Origin of the sequence: Citrobacter sp. MGH 55 (assembly GCF_016906145.1) — a bacterium.
Lineage (GTDB): Bacteria > Pseudomonadota > Gammaproteobacteria > Enterobacterales > Enterobacteriaceae > Citrobacter_A > Citrobacter_A amalonaticus.
This window is the reverse complement of record NZ_CP070239.1, coordinates 3,791,184-3,811,581: the sequence shown is the minus strand read 5'-3', so window position 1 is coordinate 3,811,581 and position 20,398 is coordinate 3,791,184. Positions and strand designations below refer to the sequence as shown.

Genomic DNA, 20,398 nt, shown 5'->3' with positions numbered 1-20,398 from the left:
CATTATTGGTGCGCATAATGTATATTATGTTAAATACAATATCACCAACCGCACTGTACCGGTGTCTGAGTAATTCTCTGCTGTATTGGCCTTCAGAACCGCTCTGGTTTTCACTCATACTCAGCGAGATGCGTTCTGGTGATTCGTAAACACATTTTTAAGCCGTTGAACAAATCATTCCTCTCCGCTAGCCTGTTTATTGTACGCCTCACCCCTTCTCCGGCTTGACTTAACGTCGATTAGGAACAAAATAATTTCTCTTTTGTGTTAACCGGATGACTGGCCTATATGGATATCTGTTCTCGTGCCGTTTGCTCTCTGTCTCGCGTTAAAAAAATCAGTACGTTGGTTGTCGCAACGATCTTTCTGGCGAGTTGTTCATCAAAGCCGCCTGTCTCACTGGTGACGCCGCCAAAATCGACGCCGACATCGCCGTATAAGACGCAAAAACTGAATGTGCCTGTTCGCGGCGTGTGGCTGGCGACGGTTTCCCGGCTTGACTGGCCGCCGGTTGCATCCGTGAATGTCAGTAGCGCCACCACGCGGATCGCCATGCAAAAGAAAGCCCTAACAGACAAACTCGATAATTTACAGTCACTGGGTATAAATACGGTCTTCTTCCAGGTTAAACCTGACGGCACCGCCCTTTGGCCGTCATCCATTTTACCGTGGTCGGACATGCTCACCGGGAAGATTGGTGAAAATCCGGGCTACGATCCGCTCCAGTTCATGCTCGATGAAGCGCACAAACGTGGTATGCGCGTTCACGCCTGGTTTAACCCTTATCGCGTCTCCACCAATGTGAAACCGTCAACGGTGAACGAACTGAACCGTACCGTGTCGCTTCAGCCCGCCAGCGTGTTTGTTCTTCATCGCGACTGGATCCGTATCGCCGGTGACCGCTATGTTCTCGACCCGGGGATCCCGGAGGCCCGTGACTGGATAACCAGTATCGTGGCTGAAGTCGTGAAACGGTATCCGGTGGATGGTGTTCAGTTTGACGACTATTTCTACGCTGAATCCCCCGGTTCCGCGCTGAACGACAACCTGACCTTCCGGCGCTACGGCCAGGGATTTAGCTCAAAGGCGGACTGGCGTCGGCATAACACTCAACTATTAATTGAACAGGTTTCGCGGACGATCAGACAGATCAATCCGGACGTGGAGTTTGGCGTCAGTCCAGCCGGTGTCTGGCGGAACCGTTCGCACGATCCGGCCGGATCGGATACCCGTGGCGCTGCCGCTTATGATGAGTCGTATGCTGACACGCGGCTTTGGGTTCAACAAGGCCTGCTGGACTATATCGCACCGCAAATTTACTGGCCCTTCTCTCGTGATGCGGCACGTTATGATGTGCTGGCAAAATGGTGGGCGGACGTCGTGAAACCGACAAAAACACGGCTCTATATTGGCGTTGCGTTGTATAAGGTCGGCGAGCCCTCTCGCAATGAACCGGACTGGACGGTCAACGGCGGCGTTCCGGAACTGAAGAAACAGCTCGATTTAAATGAATCAATGCCACAAATCAGCGGCACTATTTTGTTCAGAGAAAACAATCTCAACCAACCGCAGGCCCAGCAGGCTGTCAGTTACCTGAGAAATCGCTGGTCTAAGTGACACTGTAACGTAAAGAGAGACATCGATCTCTCTTTGCGTCGCCATTTAGGTTCCGTTTCCAGTCCCCGCGCTCGCTCCGTCATTGCCCGTTGTCATCATTTAATGCCTCAACAGGCGGGATAGCATTATTTATGCCAGTGATACGCTTCAGGATAGTGTAATGATTAAATGGGATATCTAAGAGAAAAAGATTATTCAAGCCTCCACTGATACGTGATTATTATTACCCGCAGTCAAAACGGGATTTATTACGTAATGATGACCATATCGCTCAAAAAACTCTCATATCATTTTATGAATTGAAAAAATGCTGACATTAAAAGAGAGTGTGAGCTACCTTACAGGGGGACATGATTCCTCTCAACGATCAAACGGATGGACTATACTTTTCAGACGTCAATACGTTTAAAAAGTCGCTTAAAAAGGATTTTTCTTGCTACTTTTGGCTATATCCATAATTGTTTCAGGCTTACTTCGCCGGAATGAATGAAAATATGGCTTAAGGCATTACACTATTTCATTAATGTCACCTTGCACGCTTTCAGGTGTTTTATGTTTTAGATTCATCTTACTATCCAGATTGTGCATTTGAGCCAGGCAAAATGTTGTTCGCTAACCACTGTAAGGATCTTCACCATGGAGATGTATCTTAAAAGAATGAAAGACGAATGGGTCGCGCTGGTTGAACAGACCGACCCTCACATTCGCAGACTCGCTTCTGAGATAGCGATCGCCCATGCCCATGCTTTAAGCATTGAGTTTTATCGTATTGTTCTCGCCGATCCGCATGCTGAGGAGTTTTTGAGTAATGAACAGGTTGAGCGCCAACTCAAAAGCGCACTTGAAAAGTGGATTGTGGATGTGCTCTCCAGTGAAGTCGACAATATTGATGAACTGATAAAAATACAGCATACGGTAGCTGAAGTGCATGCGCGTATTGGTATTCCGGTGGAACTGGTTGAAATGGGTTTTCGCGTACTGAAGAAAATTCTCTATCCGATCATCATTGACAGCCACCATGAAGCGACACATAAGCTGCTTGTCTACCACTTCTCCATTAACAGTATTGATCTGGCGATGGAAGTCATGTCCAGAGCCTTCTCCTTTAGTGAAAGTACCGCAGCAAAAGAAGATGAAAACTACCGTATTTTTTCTTTGCTGGAAAACGCAGAAGAAGAGAAAGAGCGCCAAATCGCCGCGTTACTGTCGTGGGAAATGGACATTATCTATAAGGTCTTACTCGACTCCGATCTCGGCAACAGCCTGCCGTTAAGCCAGGCGGATTTTGGTTTGTGGTTTAATCATAAAGGACGTCATTATTTCAGTGGTATTGCGGAAGTCGGTCACATCTCACGACTGATTCAGGACTTTGACGGCGTGTTTCACCACACCAGTGGGACAACGAAAACGTTAAGCAATAAAGCATCACGGGTGAAATTCCTGCTGCAAATCCGCAATACCGTCTCGCAGATCATTACGCTACTGCGTGAATTGTTTGAGGAAGTGTCCCGCCATGAGGTAGGGATGGATGTACTGACCAAATTACTCAACCGACGTTTCCTGCCAACCATCTTCAAGCGGGAAATCGCCCATGCCAATCGTGCCGGCACCCCCCTCTCTATTCTTATTATTGATGTCGATAAATTTAAAGAGATCAATGATACCTGGGGGCACAATACCGGTGATGAGATCCTTCGTCGGGTGTCTCAGGCTTTTTATGACAACGTTCGCAGCAGTGATTACGTTTTTCGCTACGGTGGCGATGAATTTATTATTGTTCTTACTGAAGCGACACAAACCGATACGCTACGTATTGCGGAGCGTATTCGCAGTCGCGTCGAGAAAACAAAAATAAAATCGCCTGCGGGGGATTTTATTCCGCTTTCATTGTCCATTGGGGCAGCGATGTTTAATGGTCATCCGGATTATGAACGTTTAATTCAGATAGCAGACGAAGCGTTATATACCGCAAAAAGACGGGGCAGAAATTGTGTTGAACTGTGGAAACCCGCTTCTTAATGGGTATACGGAAGCAGAGGTAATAAATGAAGCTATCCGACGTTAAAAGCACCGGAGACAGCATCTTCATTCCTGCTCTTGAGCAGAACATGATGGGTGCCGTGCTAATCAATGACAATGACGAGGTTTTATTTTTCAATTCTGCTGCGGAAAAACTGTGGGGATACCGTCGTGAAGAGGTGATTGGTCAGGGGATTTCGATGTTGATCCCGCATGATTTACGCGCAGCGCACCCCGATTTTATCCGTCATAACCGTGAAGGGGGTCAGCCCCGCGTTGAAGGCATGAGCCGGGAATTGCTGCTGGAAAGAAAAGACGGGACCAAAGTCTGGACCCGTTTCGCCCTTTCCAAGGTCAACGTTGAAGGCAAAATTTTCTATCTTGCCTTTGTGCGTGACGCTAGCGTAGAGATGGAGCAAAAGGAACAGAAACGCCTCCTGGTATTGGCGGTAGACCACCTGGACCGCCCGGTAATCGTCCTCGACCCTGAGCGGCGTGTTGTGCAGTGCAACCGCGCTTTTAGCGAGATGTTTGGTTACGACATTACCGATGCAAAGGGTCAACAGCCGGACAACCTGCTCAACCTCCCCGAAGAGCCGTCGGACAATGGCCTGCGACTCACACAGTTACTCTGGAAAACGACCCGCGATCAGGATGAGTTTCTGGTGATCACCCGTGCGGGTGAAAAGATCTGGATTAAAGTGTCTATCAGTCAGGTTTATGATCGGCGAAACGCACTGCAAAATCTGGTTATGACGTTTTCCGATATCACCGAAGAGCGGCAGATTCGTCAGCTCGAAGGCAACATTCTGGCGGCGATGTGCAGTAGCCCGCCGTTTCACGAAATGGGCGATATTATTTGCCGCAATATTGAGGCGGTGCTGCGGGATACGCATGTTTCACTGTATGCCTTAAAAGATAACGTCCGCCAGTTCTGGGCGTCGTCATCGAAAGAGATTGACGCAAAAGAGGTGAACGTCTGGACGCTCACCATCCGTCAACGGGATGGTGAGCCAGCCGGGACGCTGTTAATTAAAACAGCGAAAGGAAAAGAGACCAGCGCCTTTATTGAACGCGTGGCAGACATCAGTCAGCATATGGCGGCCCTGGCGCTCGAACAGGAAAAAAGCCGACAGCATATTGAGCATCTCCTGCAATTTGATCCGCTCACCGGTTTGCCCAACCGCAATCATCTGCACTCCTATCTCGATGATCTCATTCACGGCGCGAAAGGGATTTCACCAGTGGTGTTTCTCATCAGCGTCGATCACTTCCAGGATGTTATCGACAGTCTCGGCTATGCCGTGGCCGATCAGGTCTTGCAACAGGTCATCAATAAAATCCGCGAGCGGCTCAGACCCGATCAGTATTTGAGCCGTATTGAAGGCACGCAGTTCGTGCTGGTCAGTGACGACAATGAAATGAGTAATATTACCCAGTTTGCCGATGAACTGATCAATATCGGCAGTGAAGCCACCCTGTTTGACGACAAACCCTTCCCGCTGACCCTCAGCATTGGAATTAGCTATGAAGCAGGAAAAAATCGTGACTATCTGCTGTCCACTGCGCACAACGCGATGGATTTTATTCGTAAAGCGGGCGGCAACGGCTGGCAGTTCTTCAACCCGGAAATGAACCTCGCGGTGAAAGAACGTCTGCAACTGGGCGCTGCATTGAAAAACGCCATTGCCAATAACCGGCTACGACTGGTGTACCAGCCGCAGATCTTTGCTCAGACCGGCGAACTGTATGGTTTCGAAGCGCTTGCGCGCTGGAGCGATCCGGTGCATGGTCACGTCCCCCCGAACCGTTTTATTCCGCTCGCTGAAGAGACGGGTGAAATTGAGAATATTGGTCGCTGGGTAGTCAGAGAAGCGTGTCGCCAGTTGTCGGAGTGGCGCCAGCTGTCGCTGACCATTCCGACCCTGTCGGTGAACCTCTCTGCCCTGCACTTTCGCAGCAACCAACTGCCGGACCAGGTGTCGGAAGCCATGGTGGAATTTGCTATTCCGGGCGATCAACTGACGGTCGAAATCACCGAAAGCATGATGATGGAGCAGGATGAAGAGATCTTCAGACGCATTGAGATCTTACGCAACATGGGCGTGGGACTGTCGATCGATGACTTCGGCACCGGTTTTTCCGGTCTCTCCCGCCTGGTCAGCCTGCCCGTGACGGAATTGAAAATCGATAAAACGTTTGTCGATCGCTGCCAGACCGAGAAACGTATTCAGTCCTTGCTGGAAGCGATTATCACTATCGGGCAGAGTCTGAACCTGATTGTCATTGCGGAAGGGGTTGAAACGAAAGAACAATTTGAGTTGTTGCGCTCGATGAATTGCCCGGTGATTCAGGGATATTATTTTTCTCGCCCCATACCAGCTGATGAGATCGCCGCCTGGATGCAGACGGCGTTGCCATTGAAAATCTGATTCATTGTGACGGAATGCCCGGGGCGTTGGCGCTTACCGGGCTTCCTGGCGTTACGGCAATTTAAACGATGACACCTGTAAGGCCAGCTCTTCTGCTTCCGCCTTTAAGATCTGCGTCCGCGCCGCGGCATCATCAATCAACGACGCGTTCTGCTGGACCGTGCTGTCCATTTCCGTAACCGCGAGCGTCACTTCGGCTACGCCTTTACGCTGTTCTTCCCCTGCGACGCGAATTTCGCCCATTAACTGACGCACCTGACGAACATGCCCCACCAGTTCCTGTAGACGATCGCCGGCATGATGAATTTGCTCGCTACTGTCATTGACGTGCGACACCGACTCATCGATGAGCGCTTTGATTTCCTGAGCAGCGGTCGCGCTACGCTGCGCCAGCGTTCTCACTTCAGACGCCACCACCGCAAATCCACGTCCGGCATCCCCGGCGCGAGCCGCTTCCACAGCCGCATTGAGCGCCAGGATGTTGGTCTGGAAGGCAATGCTGTCAATTACCGAGACAATCTCAACCATGCGGCCCGAAGAGGCGCTGACGTTATCCATGGTTGAAATCACCCCATGCATAACATCACCGCAGCGGTTGGCCGTTTGCGCCGTACTTTCTGACAGTTCATCCGCCAGTTGAGTATTACCCGCATTCTGATGAACGGTCGCATTAAGCTGTTCCATCGCAGCCGCACTCTCTTCCAGCGCAGCTGCCTGCTGGGTAACGCGTGTTGACAGCTCAGTATTACTGTCAGCAAGGCTAACGGCGTTATTCGCCACCACTTCACTGCTGCTGCGCACCGTAAGCAAAATGGCGGCAATTTTGTCCACGAAGAGGTTAAACGCCTCCGCAATCGCTGAAATTTCGTCCTTGCCCTTCACTTCTAAGCGGCGGGTCAGATCGCCGTCTCCCTGCGCGATATCGTCCAGTGCCTGCCGCGTGTCGTCCAGACGGGCAATCAACCGGCGGACAACCAGCCAGGAGCCCACCAGCAGCAACGTCATGACCGGGATCAGCACTTCAAGAACATCGCGCATCATGACTTTTGCCAGCCCGACGATACGTTCTTGCGGTGTTACCAGCCCCACCACCCAACCGGTATCGGCCATCGGGAACAACATCACGCGTGACGGGGCGTTCAGAATGCCATCATTTTCCAGCGCCACGGAGGTGACATCGGTGGTTTCAGTGCGCAGTTTCTGCAAACGTTGAGCGACAGGACTCAGCCAGCCTGATGCCTTCACCAGATCGCCGACGGTCTTGTAGTGATCCCGATCGTTTTGTGGGAAATAGAGTATTTGCCCCTGTTTGTCGACCACAAAGGCGTATCCTCCGGTGCGTCCACCCTGCTGCTGCATAAAGCTGGCGACGTTATCGAGTCGAATATCGGTGGTTGCCACACCGGCGAATTTACCCGCCAGTTGATAGGGAATGCTGCAGGTCACCATGTTGATCCCAGAAATGGCATCCTGATAAACATCAGACCAGACACAGTTTTCTTGCGAATGGCCCTTCGCGCCCTGATACCAGCTTTCGTTGTGGTAGCCATTGCCACCTGATGCGTTGTATTCGTCGGAATACACCAGCTTATCGTCGGCAGCGCGCGCCCAGAAAAAGCTGCGCCGCGCAACACCAGGCGTAAACGCGTCCGGCTCAGGCCAGATCCCGCCCCCGGTGATGATCGAATTATTTTGTTCGCCGAGAATATGCGGCACGACAGCGCGGTACAGCGCTTCATCATTTGGCAGGACTTCAGCCAGTCGCGACAAACTGACGGTTTCTCCCTCAATACGTGACAGGACGCTGCTGAGTTGACGCGTCAGGCCATGCCCGGTCTCCTCGATCAGTGCCGTATTGACTTCAACGACGCGGGGTTGCCCGCGCCAAAGCATAATGACAACAATCACTAACGTCGTTACGGCAAGTAACGCGATCCCCCCGAGTGTCAAACGAGTCGAAATACGTGACGGATACCAGACCATATAAACATCCTTTTATTTTCAGGGTAATTTATATTCAGTATCGGCACGTATTTTTAGAGCTTTATACAGAATTCCGTATTGATTTAAATTAATAATGTGACGTTGTCACAAATAGCAAAACCCAGCACTCTGGCTGGGTTTAAATACATGCTTAATCTTATTTACTTAATTCTTTTTTGATTTCGCCTTTAATTTTAGTCAGTTCGCTCTGCGGATGTTTTTTACAGATTTCAACGGTCAGAGGAACCGCCGTTGTTACTGTTTCATCGAAAGTAACGTAGTCGCCGCCTTTAAAGTCTTCATCTTCGTTTAATACCCAGAAGGCAACCGGCGCCATTGTCTGCGGGTTCAGGTCAATGAACTCCTGGCAGCTCATGTTTTTAGGAGTGACGTCGGTTTTCGCGTCAGTGGTTGCTGCATTGACGCTGACACTGGTTAACAGCGCTGCCACTAAAATACCTGCTGTAGAAAGGGAAAATTTGTTCATTATGATGGCTCCGTTAATGATATAAATAACCTCTACATGAGCGCTTTAAACCGTTAATGTAGAACGAAAAGAATAATACCCTTCCCCTCACAGAAATAAATACACCCACACTGGTTATGGCTGTTATTGATATTTCCCGGTACCGATCCTGATGTTTGCCGTTTATTTCGTCGCGAGAGTGTGATCGCGCCTGCGTATCCGGCAGATAACCGCCCTTTCGCCTTACCGTTGCACCAAAACTGCACTACGCTGCACAAATGTTGATCATAAGTTAATTAATACGGCATTAATTTAACAATTGACGCCCGTCGCAGCGGCGTTTTTGAACATGGCACGCGTCCTGCATTGTTAATGAACTAACAGTCAGTGGACATTTGACAGCCTGGTAACAGCGAGACGGTGATGACAGCAAAACCTGAGTTACTGAACCGAATTGAACAGACCTTCAGCCTGCATACGCCGAGTGAAAAGCGGGTTGCCAGTTGGCTGTTGACCCACGTGGCGCAAATCCCGTTTGAAACCGCCGACAGCATTGGCAAAGCGACGGGCACCAGCGGGATTACCGTTGGGCGCTATCTGCGCAAAATCGGCTATCGCAATCTGGAAGATGCTAAAGCCAGCCTGCGTGAACTGCCTTCTGTCCCCTATCAGCCCTGGGGAATGAACGAACGTCTGGACTCCTGGCAACAACAGCAACAGTTGCCGGACCGCGCGCGGCAGTCGCTATCGCTGGAGATTGACGCGATCGCCCATGTTTATCAACTGGCGCAAGGGGACGCTTTCCAGCGTATTACCCGACAACTGGCGCAGGCGGAAGCGGTGTATGTCCTGGGGATCCAGTCGACGCGGGGGATCGCCAATGCCTTCTTCAGTCATCTCGAATATCTGCGTCCTCGGGTGAACTACTCCGAAGGGCTTTCCGGCAGTTGGGTGGAATCCCTCAACTCCGGATTTGAGAAACCGTATGTGGTGCTGACCGATACCCGCGCTTACTCCGCCATCGCCCGGCAGTACTGTCGCGTCGCCAGCGAACGGCACATTCCGCTGGCGCTGATCACCGATGTCTGGTGTCCCTGGGCGCGGGATTACCCCATTGATTTACTGCAGGTGAAAACGGACACCGGACATTTCTGGGATTCGCTGGCGCCGGTGAGCTGCCTGTTCAACCTGCTGCTTTCCGGCGTGGCGGAACAACTGGGCGATTCACTTACCGGGCGGCTACAGACCAACCGCCAGTTACAACAAGAATTTGGTCAATTCGAACAATAAACAGGAAACGTGCTATGTCTGAAACTCCGCAACTGGTCGATCTGTCGGTGATTTTTCCGACGCTGGATATCGACCTCAAATATGCGACCGCCGATAACCTGACCGGCGCGCCGATTTATCGCGAATCGCGCTGCCTGCTGCACCAGGATGCGGTCACCGCGCTGGCGAAAAGCATCAGCATTGCGCAACTGGCGGGCCTTTCTCTGGTGGTGTATGACGCCTATCGTCCGCAACAGGCACAGTCAATCCTGTGGGATGCCTGCCCCGATCCGCAGTACGTGGTCGATGTAGCCATCGGCTCGAACCACAGTCGCGGAACAGCCATCGATGTCACGCTGAAAGACGCCAATGGCAAGATCCTCGATATGGGTGCGGGTTTTGATGAAATGCACGACCGTTCACATGCATATCACCCTTCTGTTCCTGCCGCTGCACAGCGTAACCGACTGTTACTCAACGCCATTATGTTTGGCGGTGGCTTTGTCGGCATCAGCAGCGAGTGGTGGCATTTTGAGTTACCCGCCGCGAGTCGCTATCCGCTGCTGGAAGACTGTATTGCCTGTTTTCCCGTTACAACCACAACAACACACATATCTTTTTGATTCCGGAGCGTCGTCATGAAAGTAACTTCGTTGTTTCGTCCCGCGTTGATTGCCGTTTCCCTGGCGATGGCCCTGCCTGCGGTCCAGGCTGCCGTCCCGAAAGACATGCTGGTGATCGGTAAAGCCGCTGATCCGCAAACCCTTGATCCGGCGGTGACTATCGATAATAACGACTGGACGGTGACCTACCCGTCCTATCAACGTCTGGTGAAGTACAAAACCGAAGGCGATAAAGGCTCAACCGAGGTGGAGGGTGACCTGGCAAGCGGCTGGAAAGCCTCTGACGACCAGAAAGAGTGGACTTTTACGCTTAACGATCAGGCCAAATTTGCCGATGGTTCCCCCGTCACCGCTGAGGCAGTGAAACAGTCCTTCGAACGCCTGCTGAAAATCAGCCAGGGTCCGGCAGAAGCGTTTCCTAAAGATCTCAAGGTAGACGCGGTCGATGCACACACGGTGAAATTTACCCTCAGTCAACCGTTCGCCCCGTTCCTTTACACGCTGGCCAATGACGGCGCGTCCATCATCAACCCGGCGGTGCTTAAAGCGCATGCCGCAGATGACGCCCGTGGTTTTCTGGCGCAAAACACCGCAGGTTCCGGGCCGTTTATGCTGAAAAGCTGGCAGAAAGGCCAACAGCTGGTGCTGGTCCCGAACCCGCATTACGCCGGCCCAAAACCGAACTTTAAACGCGTATCGGTGAAAATTATCGGCGAGAGCGCGTCGCGTCGTCTGCAACTGTCGCGCGGCGATATCGACATCGCGGATGCCCTGCCGGTGGATCAGCTTAACGCGTTAAAACAGGAAGGCAAAGTCGCCGTAGCTGACTATCCGTCACTGCGCGTGACCTATCTCTATCTGAACAACAGCAAAGCACCGCTGAATCAGGCGGATCTGCGCCGGGCGATTTCCTGGTCCACCGACTATCAGGGAATGGTGAAAGGGATCCTCAGCGGCAACGGCAAGCAGATGCGCGGGCCGATCCCGGAAGGCATGTGGGGTTACGACGCCTCTGCGTTGCAATACAACTTTGATGAAGCCAAAGCGAAAGCGGAATGGGAAAAAGTCGCCAGCAAACCCACCAGCCTGAGCTTCCTCTATTCCGACAACGATCCGAACTGGGAGCCGATCGCCCTTGCCACTCAGGCCAGCCTCAGCAAACTGGGAATTACCGTCAAGCTGGAGAAACTGGCGAACGCCACTATGCGTGACCGTGTAGGCAAAGGTGATTACGACATCGCCATCGGCAACTGGAGCCCGGATTTCGCTGACCCCTATATGTTCATGAACTACTGGTTCGAGTCTGACAAGAAAGGACTCCCCGGTAATCGCTCGTTCTATGAAAACGCCGATGTCGACAAGCTGTTGCGCAGTGCGCTAAGCACCACCGACCAGGCCGCCAGAACCAAGGACTACCAGCAGGCGCAGAAAATCGTCATTGATGAAGCGGCCTACGTCTACCTGTTCCAGAAGAACTACCAGTTAGCGATGAACAAAGAGGTCAAAGGCTTCGTGTTCAACCCGATGCTCGAACAGGTCTTTAATATCGGCACCATGAGCAAATAAGCCACGTTAATGCGGAGCCGTACAGGCTCCGCAAGGGGAATCCAATGACTTTCTGGAGCATTTTGCGCCAGCGCTGCTGGGGACTTGTCCTTGTGGTGGCCGGCGTTTGCGTCATCACCTTTATTATTTCGCACCTGATCCCCGGCGATCCGGCGCGCCTGCTGGCGGGCGACCGGGCAAGCGACGAAATTGTCGAAAACATTCGCCAACAGCTTGGGCTGAATCAACCGCTGTATGTGCAGTTCGCGCGCTACGTGAGCGATGTCTTCCAGGGGGACTTAGGCATTTCCATTCGCACCGGGCGTCCGGTGATGGAAGAACTGCGCGTCTTTTTCCCGGCAACGCTGGAACTGGCCTTTTGTTCACTGCTGCTGGCGCTGGTCATCGGTATTCCGTTGGGCATTCTTTCCGCCGTCTGGCGTAACCGCTGGCTGGATCACCTGGTACGTCTGATGGCAATCACCGGTATTTCGACGCCAGCCTTCTGGCTGGGGCTGGGCGTCATCGTGCTGTTTTACGGCCATCTGCAAATTTTGCCGGGTGGCGGACGACTGGATGACTGGCTGGATCCGCCAACGCATGTAACCGGGTTTTATCTGATCGATGCCCTGCTGGAAGGCAACGGTGAGGTCTTTTTTAATGCCTTACAGCATCTGATTTTACCGTCGTTGACGCTGGCGTTTGTTCACCTGGGAATTGTGGCGCGGCAAATCCGCTCCGCGATGCTGGAACAGCTCAGCGAAGATTATATCCGCACGGCGAAAGCCAGCGGTCTTCCTGGCTGGTACATCGTGCTGTGTTATGCGCTGCCCAACGCGTTGATCCCGTCAATTACCGTGCTTGGACTGGCGTTGGGCGATCTGTTGTATGGCGCGGTACTGACTGAAACCGTCTTTGCCTGGCCCGGAATGGGCGCCTGGGTGGTGACCTCTATTCAGGCGCTCGATTTCCCGGCTGTGATGGGCTTCGCCGTGGTGGTCTCTTTTGCCTATGTACTGGTCAATCTGGTGGTGGATCTGCTCTATCTGTGGGTGGACCCGCGCATTGGGCGTGGAGGTGCTGAATGATGTTAACCGAAGAGACGCCGGTACGCGTGACGCGTCGGCGCATTGACTGGGCCAGACTGCTCTGGCTGATGAAAAGCAGTCCGCTGACGATGATTGGCGGTGTGATTATTGTCCTGATGCTGTTGTTGATGGTGCTGTCGCCGTGGATTACGCCTTACGATCCGAATGCGATCGATTTAAGTGCGCGGCTGCTGCCGCCAACGGCGGCGCACTGGTTCGGAACCGATGAGGTTGGACGCGACCTGTTCAGCCGCGTGCTGGTGGGCAGCCAGCAGTCGATTGTCGCCGGGCTGGTGGTGGTCGGGATTGCGGGCGGTATTGGCTCACTGCTCGGCTGCCTGTCCGGCGTCATGGGCGGTCGCGCTGACGCCATCATCATGCGGATGATGGATATTATGCTGTCGATCCCCTCGCTGGTGCTGACGATGGCGCTGGCCGCAGCGCTCGGGCCGAGCCTGTTTAACGCGATGCTGGCGATTGCCATTGTACGTATTCCCTTTTACGTGCGTCTGGCGCGGGGACAAACGCTGGTCGTGCGCCAGTTTACCTATGTTCAGGCCGCCCGCACGTATGGCGCTTCCCGCTGTCATTTGATTAGCTGGCACATCCTGCGTAACTCGTTGCCGCCGCTGATTGTGCAGGCATCGCTGGATATTGGCAGCGCCATTCTGATGGCGGCCACGCTGGGCTTTATCGGGCTTGGCGCTCAGCAACCGAGCGCCGAATGGGGCGCGATGGTCGCGATTGGCCGTAATTACGTTCTCGATCAGTGGTGGTATTGCGCTTTCCCTGGCGCCGCCATCTTGATCACGGCCGTCGGTTTTAACCTGTTCGGTGATGGGATCCGTGATTTGTTGGATCCGAAAGCAGGAGGAAAACAGTAATGACTCAACCGGTGCTGGAAATAGACGATTTACACTTGAGTTTTCCGGGATACAAGGCCGACGTTCACGCCCTGAGCCATGTGTCGCTGCGCATTCAACGCGGCGAGATTGTTGGCGTGGTGGGTGAATCGGGTTCAGGGAAGTCAGTCACCGCAATGCTCACCATGCGCCTGCTGCCGGAAGGCAGCTACCGCATTCATCAGGGGCGCGTCTCGCTACTGGGTGAAGATGTGCTGAACGCCAGCGAGAAACAAATGCGTCAATGGCGCGGCGCGCGCGTGGCGATGATCTTCCAGGAGCCGATGACGGCCCTCAACCCGACGCGACGTATCGGCCAGCAGATGGTGGAAGTGATTCGCCATCATCAGACGGTGAGCCGTGCGCAGGCCAGGGAAAAGGCGATTACCCTGCTGGAGGAGATGCAGATCCCCGACGCCGCCGGCGTGATGAGCCGCTTTCCGTTTGAGCTTTCAGGCGGCATGCGTCAGCGGGTAATGATCGCCCTTGCCTTCTCCTGCGAACCGGCGCTGATCATCGCTGATGAACCTACCACCGCGCTGGATGTCACCGTACAGTTGCAGGTGCTGCGCCTGCTGAAACACAAGGCCCGCGCCAGCGGTACGGCCGTGCTGTTTATCAGTCATGACATGGCGGTGGTATCGCAACTGTGCGATCGGCTGTACGTGATGTATGCCGGCAGCGTGATTGAAAGTGGTCAGACCGATGCCGTGATCCACCATCCGACCCATCCTTATTCGATTGGCCTGCTGAAATGCGCTCCGGAGCAGGGAGAAGCGCGCCAGCCGCTGCCGGCGATCCCTGGCACCGTACCGGATCTTACCCGCCTGCCGCGCGGCTGCGCGTTCCGGGATCGCTGCTTTGCCGCGGGCCCGCTTTGCGAAACGGTACCCGCCATGAGCCCGCATGGCGCTGGCGACCAGCACTCGGCCTGCTGGTATCCTCATCTGGAGAATCCCCATGTCTGAAACGTTACTGGCTTTACATGATGTGCACGTCAATTTCCCGGCGAAGAAAAACTGGCTGGGACGGGTCACCGAACGCGTGCATGCGCTCAACGGCATGGATTTACAGATCCGCCGGGGCGAAACGCTGGGGATTGTCGGTGAGTCCGGCTGTGGGAAAAGCACACTGGCGCAGTTGCTTATGGGAATGCTAAAGCCCAGCCAGGGACAGTATCAACAGGATTCATCGTCGACCGAAATGCAGATGGTATTTCAGGACCCGCTCTCCTCACTGGATCCACGTCTGCCAGTGTGGCGAATTATCACCGAACCGGTCTGGATTCAAACACGCAGCAGTGAACGGGAGCGACGGGCGCTGGCGGCAACCTTAGCCAGTCAGGTCGGGATCCGTCCGGAATATCTCGATCGTCTGCCGCACGCTTTCTCTGGCGGACAGCGCCAGCGTATCGCGATTGCCCGAGCACTGTCGTCAGAACCGGATGTGATCGTGCTGGATGAGCCGACCTCCGCGCTGGATATTTCCGTCCAGGCGCAGATCCTGAATCTGCTGGTTGCGTTGCAGGCCAGTCGCAATCTGACCTACATTCTGATCTCACATAATGTCTCGGTGGTACGCCATATGAGCGACCGGGTGGCAGTGATGTACCTCGGGCAAATCGTCGAACTCGGCGATACCGCGCAGGTGCTCTCCACCCCGGCACATCCTTATACCCGTCTGCTGCTGGATTCCGTGCCAAAAACCGGCGTGCCGTTGGCTGAAGAACGGGTAATTCGCAAAACGGAATTACCTGGCAACCGGGTACTGCCGACGGGCTGTTTTTTTCGCGACCGGTGCCCATTGGCGACCCACGGCTGCGAAACTCGACAGGCGCTACGCAGGCTTGATGCGGGAACGGACGTTCGTTGTTGGCGTGCCTGATAATGCCCGGGAATCGTAGGCCGAATTCAACGTATTTATGCCCGGTCAGCATCACGCGACCGGGCAATACTGCCGTTACGACTTCAGTTGATAATCGAGGGTGATTTCAGCTTTCAGCACCTGCGACACCGGGCAGCCGGCTTTCGCTTTCTGAATAATACCGTCGAAGGTGGCGGCATCGATTCCCGGCACGTTCACTTCGCTGTGCAGCGCGATTTTGGTAATCGCAAAACCGGCATCAACTTTGTCCAGCGACACGTCAGCCGTGGTGTCGATAGCCTCCGGCGTAAAGCCCGCCTCACCAAGCATCAATGAAAGCGCCATTGAGAAACAGGCAGCATGCGCTGCGCCGATCAACTCTTCCGGATTGGTGCCTTTCGCCCCTTCAAAACGGGTATTGAAACCATAAGGCTGCTGGTTCAGCACGCCGCTTTCCGTTGAAACGGTGCCTTTTCCGCGTTTGATGTCGCCTTCCCAGTGTGCCTGACCTTTCTTATGGATTGTCATCGTTCGCTCCTTATTGTCGTCGGGATAACAAGTATAGGACGCTCACCCGATTTCGTGGCCGTTAGCAGAGACTTCTTAATTCCCTGCTTACACATTGACCTTTCCGATTAAATGTCCGACTATCAATCAGGTCGGTATCCATCGGTACCGTCGACCTTAAGGGTTATATTTCGTCCGCAGTCATATGGACTCATCCTTGAAACCAGTAACAGGATAAAGGAGTTAGAATGAAATCGAACCGTCAGGCCCGTCATATTCTTGGACTGGACCATAAAATCTCCAATCAGCGCAAAGTGGTGACTGAAGGTGATAAATCCAGCGTGGTGAACAACCCTACCGGCAGAAAACGCCACGCAGACAGCAAAAAGTAACCGCACAGCCCGAATATGACGATAAACACCATCGCAAACGCGATGGTGTTTTTGCTTACAAAAGCCTTAATTCATGCACGATGCTTTATACTCTGTGCCCGATGCCCTGGCGGAATGGCAACATATTATAAAAAGTGCCAGGGACGGATATTCAAAAAAAGAGTGAGTGACATGGAAACCAAAAGTAAAAAACTGCGTTCCCTTTATATTCCTTACGCTGGCCCTGTATTGCTGGAATTCCCCTTACTGAATAAAGGCAGTGCATTCAGCATGGAAGAGCGCCGTAACTTCAACCTGCTGGGGTTACTGCCGGAAGTGGTTGAGTCGATTGAAGAACAGGCAGAACGTGCCTGGATCCAGTATCAGGGATTCAAAACGGAAATCGACAAGCATATCTACCTGCGCAATATCCAGGATACCAACGAAACCCTGTTCTACCGACTGGTTAACAACCATCTCGATGAGATGATGCCAGTGATCTATACCCCAACGGTAGGTGCGGCCTGTGAACGTTTCTCCGAGATTTATCGTCGCGCGCGCGGCGTGTTCATCTCTTATCAGAACCGCCACAACATGGATGACATCCTGCAAAACGTCCCCAACCACAACATCAAAGTGATTGTGGTCACCGACGGTGAGCGAATTCTTGGTCTTGGCGATCAGGGGATCGGCGGGATGGGTATTCCCATCGGTAAGCTTTCGCTGTATACCGCCTGTGGTGGCATCAGCCCGGCCTACACCCTGCCCGTCGTGCTGGATGTGGGAACTAACAACCCGCAACTGCTCAACGATCCGTTATACATGGGCTGGCGCAATCCGCGCATCACCGACGACGAATACTATGCGTTTGTCGATGAATTCATTCAGGCCGTTAAGCATCGCTGGCCGGACGTTCTGCTGCAGTTTGAAGACTTCGCGCAGAAAAACGCCATGCCGCTACTTAACCGCTATCGCGACGAAATCTGTTCGTTCAACGACGACATTCAGGGCACCGCCGCGGTGACCGTCGGTACGCTGATCGCCGCCAGCCGGGCGGCAGGCAGCCAGCTTAGCGAACAGAAAATTGTTTTCCTTGGCGCGGGTTCCGCTGGTTGCGGTATCGCCGAACAGATCATTGCTCAAATCCAGCGGGAAGGATTAAGTGAAGAGGCCGCGCGTGAGAGAGTCTTCATGGTGGATCGCTTTGGCCTGCTGACTGACCAGATGCCGAATCTGCTCTCCTTCCAGACCAAACTGGTACAGAAGCGTGAAAATTTGCAGGCGTGGGACAGCGACAACGAAGTGCTGTCGCTGCTTGATGTGGTCCGTAACGTTAAGCCTGATATTCTGATTGGGGTTTCCGGGCAAACCGGTCTGTTCACTGAAGAAATCATCCGCGAAATGCACAAGCATTGCCCGCGTCCGATCGTGATGCCGCTGTCTAACCCCACCTCGCGTGTGGAAGCGACGCCGCAGGACATCATCGCCTGGACCGAAGGCAACGCGCTGGTCGCGACCGGTAGCCCGTTTATGCCGGTGGTCTGGAAAGACAAAGTCTATCCCATCGCCCAGTGTAACAATGCCTATATTTTCCCGGGGATTGGGCTGGGTGTGATTGCTTCCGGCGCCTCCCGCATTACCGACGAGATGCTGATGTCCGCCAGTGAAACGCTGGCCCAGTACTCGCCGCTGGTGCTCAACGGTGAAGGTCTGGTGTTGCCTGAACTGAAAGACATTCAGACCGTCTCGCGCGCCATTGCGTTTGCCGTCGGGAAGATGGCGCAGCAACAGGGTGTGGCGGTGAAAACCTCCGCTGAAGCGCTGTTGCAGGCTATCGAAGAGAACTTCTGGCAGGCGGAATATCGCGACTATCGTCGTACGTCTATCTGACGAATTGCCCGGTAGCACGCGCTGCCGGGCCTTCAGGCTTGCGCTGTCTCATCACTTGCGATTACACTTTCGCCATCGATTAACATTCGGATAAATAAAAGGAGGATACTTATGCTGTACTGTGAACGCTTCATCGCTTCACATGCTTTTGGCGATCGCCAGTGCTCAAGCGTTATCGGTATCGTGCTGCGATAACTTCTGCTTGAGCGAAGCTAACTTCTGAATTCCCCTTCTCTCGGGCTTACCGGGTTATCGTCAGCGATGTTTGACGAGGCGTTTTGACGCCTGTAACTCTTGAGTAAGCAACAATGAGCACATTACTAACCGCACAATCCCTGCACGTCGATACCGCGTTCGGCACGCTTTTCGACGATCTGACGTTTACCCTGAAAAAAGGCGATCGCATTGGGCTGATCGGCTACAACGGCTGCGGCAAAAGCACGCTGCTGAAAGTTCTCGACGGTTCAATTGTCCCGACTGGCGGCACCCTGGCGCTGGCGAACCACTGTCATCTTGCGCGTGTCGAACAGCATCTACCCGACGAGATCCTGCCGCTGACGTTACAGGAAGCCGTTCTGGCACAACTTCCTGAACCTGAACGGGCCAGCCAGCTCTGGCAGGTCGAGGCGTTACTCGCGCAAATGGGCTTCAGTGTCCAGGATCGGCAATTAACGGCACAAACCCTGAGTGGCGGTCAGCATACACGTTTGTTGCTGGCCCGCGCGCTGATGCGCCAGCCTGATCTGCTGCTGCTTGACGAACCGGGGAACCACCTGGATTTGCCGACGTTACTGTGGCTGGAGCAGTTTCTACAGAACTGGTCCGGCAGTTTTGTGGTCGTGTCTCACGATCCGCAACTGCTCGACGCGATCACAAACGGCACGTGGATCTTGCGCGATCGTACCCTACACGCCTTTGCACTGCCCTGTAGCGCGGCACGCCAGGCACTGCTTGAACGCGACGCCAGCGACGCGTTGCGCCATAAGGCGGAACAAAAAGAGATCGATCGCATCACCGCCAGTGCGAAACGACTGGCCACCTGGGGCCGGGTGTATGATAACGAAGATCTGTCGCGCAAAGCGAAGCAAATGGAAAAGCAGGTATTACGTCTGAAGGAGGTGCAAACGGATCTGACGGCAGGAAGTCAGTGGTCACTAACATTGCGCGGAGACGCGCTGCGGGCAGACCGTCTGCTGGAACTGTCTCAGTTGTCGGTCACGCCTGCCCCGGAGGCGCCGACGCTGTTTACCATTGCGGGCATCCGTTTGAAGAGCGGCGATCGGGTGGCGATCGTCGGGCGCAACGGTTGCGGTAAATCGTCGCTGTTAAAACTGATCTGGCAACATTATCAGACCGAACAGGAATCAGTTTCGCTGCGCCTCCACCCTCGCGTGACGCTGGGCTACTACGATCAAACGCTGCATCAATTACCGGATGACGCGTCGCTGTTTGACGCCCTGGAACCGTTCGCCCCGCAGCCGGATATCCGTAAAATGGCGCTAATTAGCGCGGGATTCCCGTGGATACGCCACGCGCAATCGGTCAGTACGTTAAGCGGTGGCGAGCGCTCTCGTCTGCTGTTTGTCGGTCTGTCGCTGGCGCGCTATAGCCTGCTGATGCTGGATGAACCGACCAACCATCTGGATATGGAAGGTAAAGAGGCGCTGGCGCAGACGCTGCAAAGCTTTGAAGGCGGAGTGCTGCTGGTCAGTCACGATCGGCAACTCATCAGCCAGAGCTGTAATCGGTTTTGGTTTGTTGACGACGGCGAGCTCAGCGAATGGCACGATCTGGACGCCGTCTATGCTCGTATTCGACAAACC

General features: G+C 53.7%; 16 protein-coding genes. 13 read left to right on the top strand and 3 right to left on the bottom strand.

Going from position 1 to position 20,398, the window contains the following annotated elements; all coding sequences use genetic code 11:
* The first annotated feature begins 288 nt into the window (after positions 1 to 288).
* From JTI98_RS15635 to dosP, 3 genes are all read left to right on the top strand, one after another.
* Positions 289 to 1,617: a glycoside hydrolase family 10 protein gene (locus JTI98_RS15635; RefSeq protein ID WP_044329028.1), complete on the top strand. Its 1,329-nt coding sequence runs from the start codon at positions 289 to 291 to the stop codon at positions 1,615 to 1,617.
* 636 nt (positions 1,618 to 2,253) lie between these two features.
* Positions 2,254 to 3,636 carry a diguanylate cyclase gene (locus JTI98_RS15630; RefSeq protein ID WP_044268086.1) on the top strand — a complete coding sequence of 461 codons (1,383 nt, stop codon included), beginning with the start codon at positions 2,254 to 2,256 and terminating at the stop codon, positions 3,634 to 3,636.
* A gap of 26 nt (positions 3,637 to 3,662) precedes the next feature.
* The gene (gene dosP, locus JTI98_RS15625) at positions 3,663 to 6,068 is read left to right on the top strand and encodes an oxygen-sensing cyclic-di-GMP phosphodiesterase DosP (RefSeq protein WP_216081496.1); all 2,406 of its coding nucleotides are present in this window, start codon (positions 3,663 to 3,665) and stop codon (positions 6,066 to 6,068) included.
* A 51-nt stretch (positions 6,069 to 6,119) separates the two neighbouring features.
* On the opposite strand, the gene JTI98_RS15620 is transcribed toward dosP, so the two are convergent.
* Positions 6,120 to 8,051: a methyl-accepting chemotaxis protein gene (locus JTI98_RS15620; protein ID WP_058588064.1), complete on the bottom strand. Its 1,932-nt coding sequence runs from the start codon at positions 8,049 to 8,051 to the stop codon at positions 6,120 to 6,122.
* Between the two features lie 157 nt (positions 8,052 to 8,208).
* Positions 8,209 to 8,538, bottom strand: coding sequence for an acid-activated periplasmic chaperone HdeB (gene hdeB, locus JTI98_RS15615; RefSeq protein WP_216081495.1), 330 nt, complete (start codon positions 8,536 to 8,538; stop codon positions 8,209 to 8,211).
* A gap of 402 nt (positions 8,539 to 8,940) precedes the next feature.
* On the opposite strand from hdeB, the gene JTI98_RS15610 reads away from it, so the two are divergent.
* Genes JTI98_RS15610 through JTI98_RS15580 form a run of 7 tightly spaced genes read left to right on the top strand, consistent with a single transcriptional unit; the run spans position 8,941 to position 15,828 of the window.
* Positions 8,941 to 9,807, top strand: a complete 867-nt coding sequence (locus JTI98_RS15610) for a MurR/RpiR family transcriptional regulator (protein WP_044267623.1) — start codon at positions 8,941 to 8,943, stop codon at positions 9,805 to 9,807.
* Between the two features lie 14 nt (positions 9,808 to 9,821).
* Positions 9,822 to 10,409 (top strand): D-alanyl-D-alanine dipeptidase, encoded by a 588-nt coding sequence (gene ddpX / locus JTI98_RS15605; protein ID WP_216081494.1) that lies wholly within the window; start codon positions 9,822 to 9,824, stop codon positions 10,407 to 10,409.
* Positions 10,410 to 10,424: 15 nt separating this feature from the next.
* On the top strand, positions 10,425 to 11,975 hold the full coding sequence (locus JTI98_RS15600) for an ABC transporter substrate-binding protein (RefSeq protein ID WP_187251834.1): 1,551 nt from the start codon (positions 10,425 to 10,427) through the stop codon (positions 11,973 to 11,975).
* 44 nt (positions 11,976 to 12,019) lie between these two features.
* Complete coding sequence (locus JTI98_RS15595) at positions 12,020 to 13,042, top strand: ABC transporter permease (RefSeq protein WP_044326786.1); 1,023 nt, start codon at positions 12,020 to 12,022, stop codon at positions 13,040 to 13,042.
* A complete protein-coding gene (ddpC, locus tag JTI98_RS15590) occupies positions 13,039 to 13,926 on the top strand; it encodes a D,D-dipeptide ABC transporter permease (RefSeq protein WP_216081493.1) in 888 nt (295 codons plus the stop codon). Before JTI98_RS15595 ends, ddpC begins: the two co-directional genes overlap by 4 nt.
* Positions 13,926 to 14,912: an ABC transporter ATP-binding protein gene (locus tag JTI98_RS15585; RefSeq protein WP_043000699.1), complete on the top strand. Its 987-nt coding sequence runs from the start codon at positions 13,926 to 13,928 to the stop codon at positions 14,910 to 14,912. The genes ddpC and JTI98_RS15585 overlap by 1 nt, the downstream gene beginning before the upstream one ends.
* Entirely contained in the window at positions 14,905 to 15,828 is a 924-nt protein-coding gene (locus JTI98_RS15580; protein ID WP_043000698.1) for an ABC transporter ATP-binding protein, read from the top strand. Before JTI98_RS15585 ends, JTI98_RS15580 begins: the two co-directional genes overlap by 8 nt.
* 75 nt (positions 15,829 to 15,903) lie before the next feature.
* Here the strand turns inward: JTI98_RS15580 and osmC are convergent, their stop codons facing one another.
* Entirely contained in the window at positions 15,904 to 16,335 is a 432-nt protein-coding gene (gene osmC / locus JTI98_RS15575) for a peroxiredoxin OsmC (protein WP_043000697.1), read from the bottom strand.
* A gap of 227 nt (positions 16,336 to 16,562) precedes the next feature.
* Here osmC and sra point away from each other — a divergent pair, with 227 nt between their 5' ends.
* The 3 genes from sra to JTI98_RS15560 all read left to right on the top strand — a co-directional run.
* Positions 16,563 to 16,706, top strand: coding sequence for a stationary-phase-induced ribosome-associated protein (gene sra / locus JTI98_RS15570; RefSeq protein WP_042319017.1), 144 nt, complete (start codon positions 16,563 to 16,565; stop codon positions 16,704 to 16,706).
* A gap of 171 nt (positions 16,707 to 16,877) precedes the next feature.
* On the top strand, positions 16,878 to 18,575 hold the full coding sequence (gene maeA / locus JTI98_RS15565) for a malate dehydrogenase (RefSeq protein WP_044257943.1): 1,698 nt from the start codon (positions 16,878 to 16,880) through the stop codon (positions 18,573 to 18,575).
* Positions 18,576 to 18,883: 308 nt separating this feature from the next.
* Positions 18,884 to 20,398 (top strand): ABC-F family ATP-binding cassette domain-containing protein (locus tag JTI98_RS15560; RefSeq protein ID WP_252869596.1); only part of this gene is annotated, 1,515 nt, incomplete at its 3' end.

Excerpts from the sequence above, each read along its gene's own strand:
- maeA (WP_044257943.1), top strand. The coding sequence starts at position 16,878 with ATGGAAACCAAAAGTAAAAAACTGCGTTCCCTTTATATTCCTTACGCT.
- JTI98_RS15595 (WP_044326786.1), top strand. The coding sequence starts at position 12,020 with ATGACTTTCTGGAGCATTTTGCGCCAGCGCTGCTGGGGACTTGTCCTT.
- JTI98_RS15580 (WP_043000698.1), top strand. The coding sequence starts at position 14,905 with ATGTCTGAAACGTTACTGGCTTTACATGATGTGCACGTCAATTTCCCG.
- JTI98_RS15635 (WP_044329028.1), top strand. The coding sequence starts at position 289 with ATGGATATCTGTTCTCGTGCCGTTTGCTCTCTGTCTCGCGTTAAAAAA.
- JTI98_RS15600 (WP_187251834.1), top strand. The coding sequence starts at position 10,425 with ATGAAAGTAACTTCGTTGTTTCGTCCCGCGTTGATTGCCGTTTCCCTG.
- hdeB (WP_216081495.1), bottom strand. The coding sequence starts at position 8,538 with ATGAACAAATTTTCCCTTTCTACAGCAGGTATTTTAGTGGCAGCGCTG.
- osmC (WP_043000697.1), bottom strand. The coding sequence starts at position 16,335 with ATGACAATCCATAAGAAAGGTCAGGCACACTGGGAAGGCGACATCAAA.
- JTI98_RS15585 (WP_043000699.1), top strand. The coding sequence starts at position 13,926 with ATGACTCAACCGGTGCTGGAAATAGACGATTTACACTTGAGTTTTCCG.
- JTI98_RS15610 (WP_044267623.1), top strand. The coding sequence starts at position 8,941 with ATGACAGCAAAACCTGAGTTACTGAACCGAATTGAACAGACCTTCAGC.
- ddpX (WP_216081494.1), top strand. The coding sequence starts at position 9,822 with ATGTCTGAAACTCCGCAACTGGTCGATCTGTCGGTGATTTTTCCGACG.
- JTI98_RS15630 (WP_044268086.1), top strand. The coding sequence starts at position 2,254 with ATGGAGATGTATCTTAAAAGAATGAAAGACGAATGGGTCGCGCTGGTT.
- JTI98_RS15620 (WP_058588064.1), bottom strand. The coding sequence starts at position 8,051 with ATGGTCTGGTATCCGTCACGTATTTCGACTCGTTTGACACTCGGGGGG.
- ddpC (WP_216081493.1), top strand. The coding sequence starts at position 13,039 with ATGATGTTAACCGAAGAGACGCCGGTACGCGTGACGCGTCGGCGCATT.
- sra (WP_042319017.1), top strand. The coding sequence starts at position 16,563 with ATGAAATCGAACCGTCAGGCCCGTCATATTCTTGGACTGGACCATAAA.
- dosP (WP_216081496.1), top strand. The coding sequence starts at position 3,663 with ATGAAGCTATCCGACGTTAAAAGCACCGGAGACAGCATCTTCATTCCT.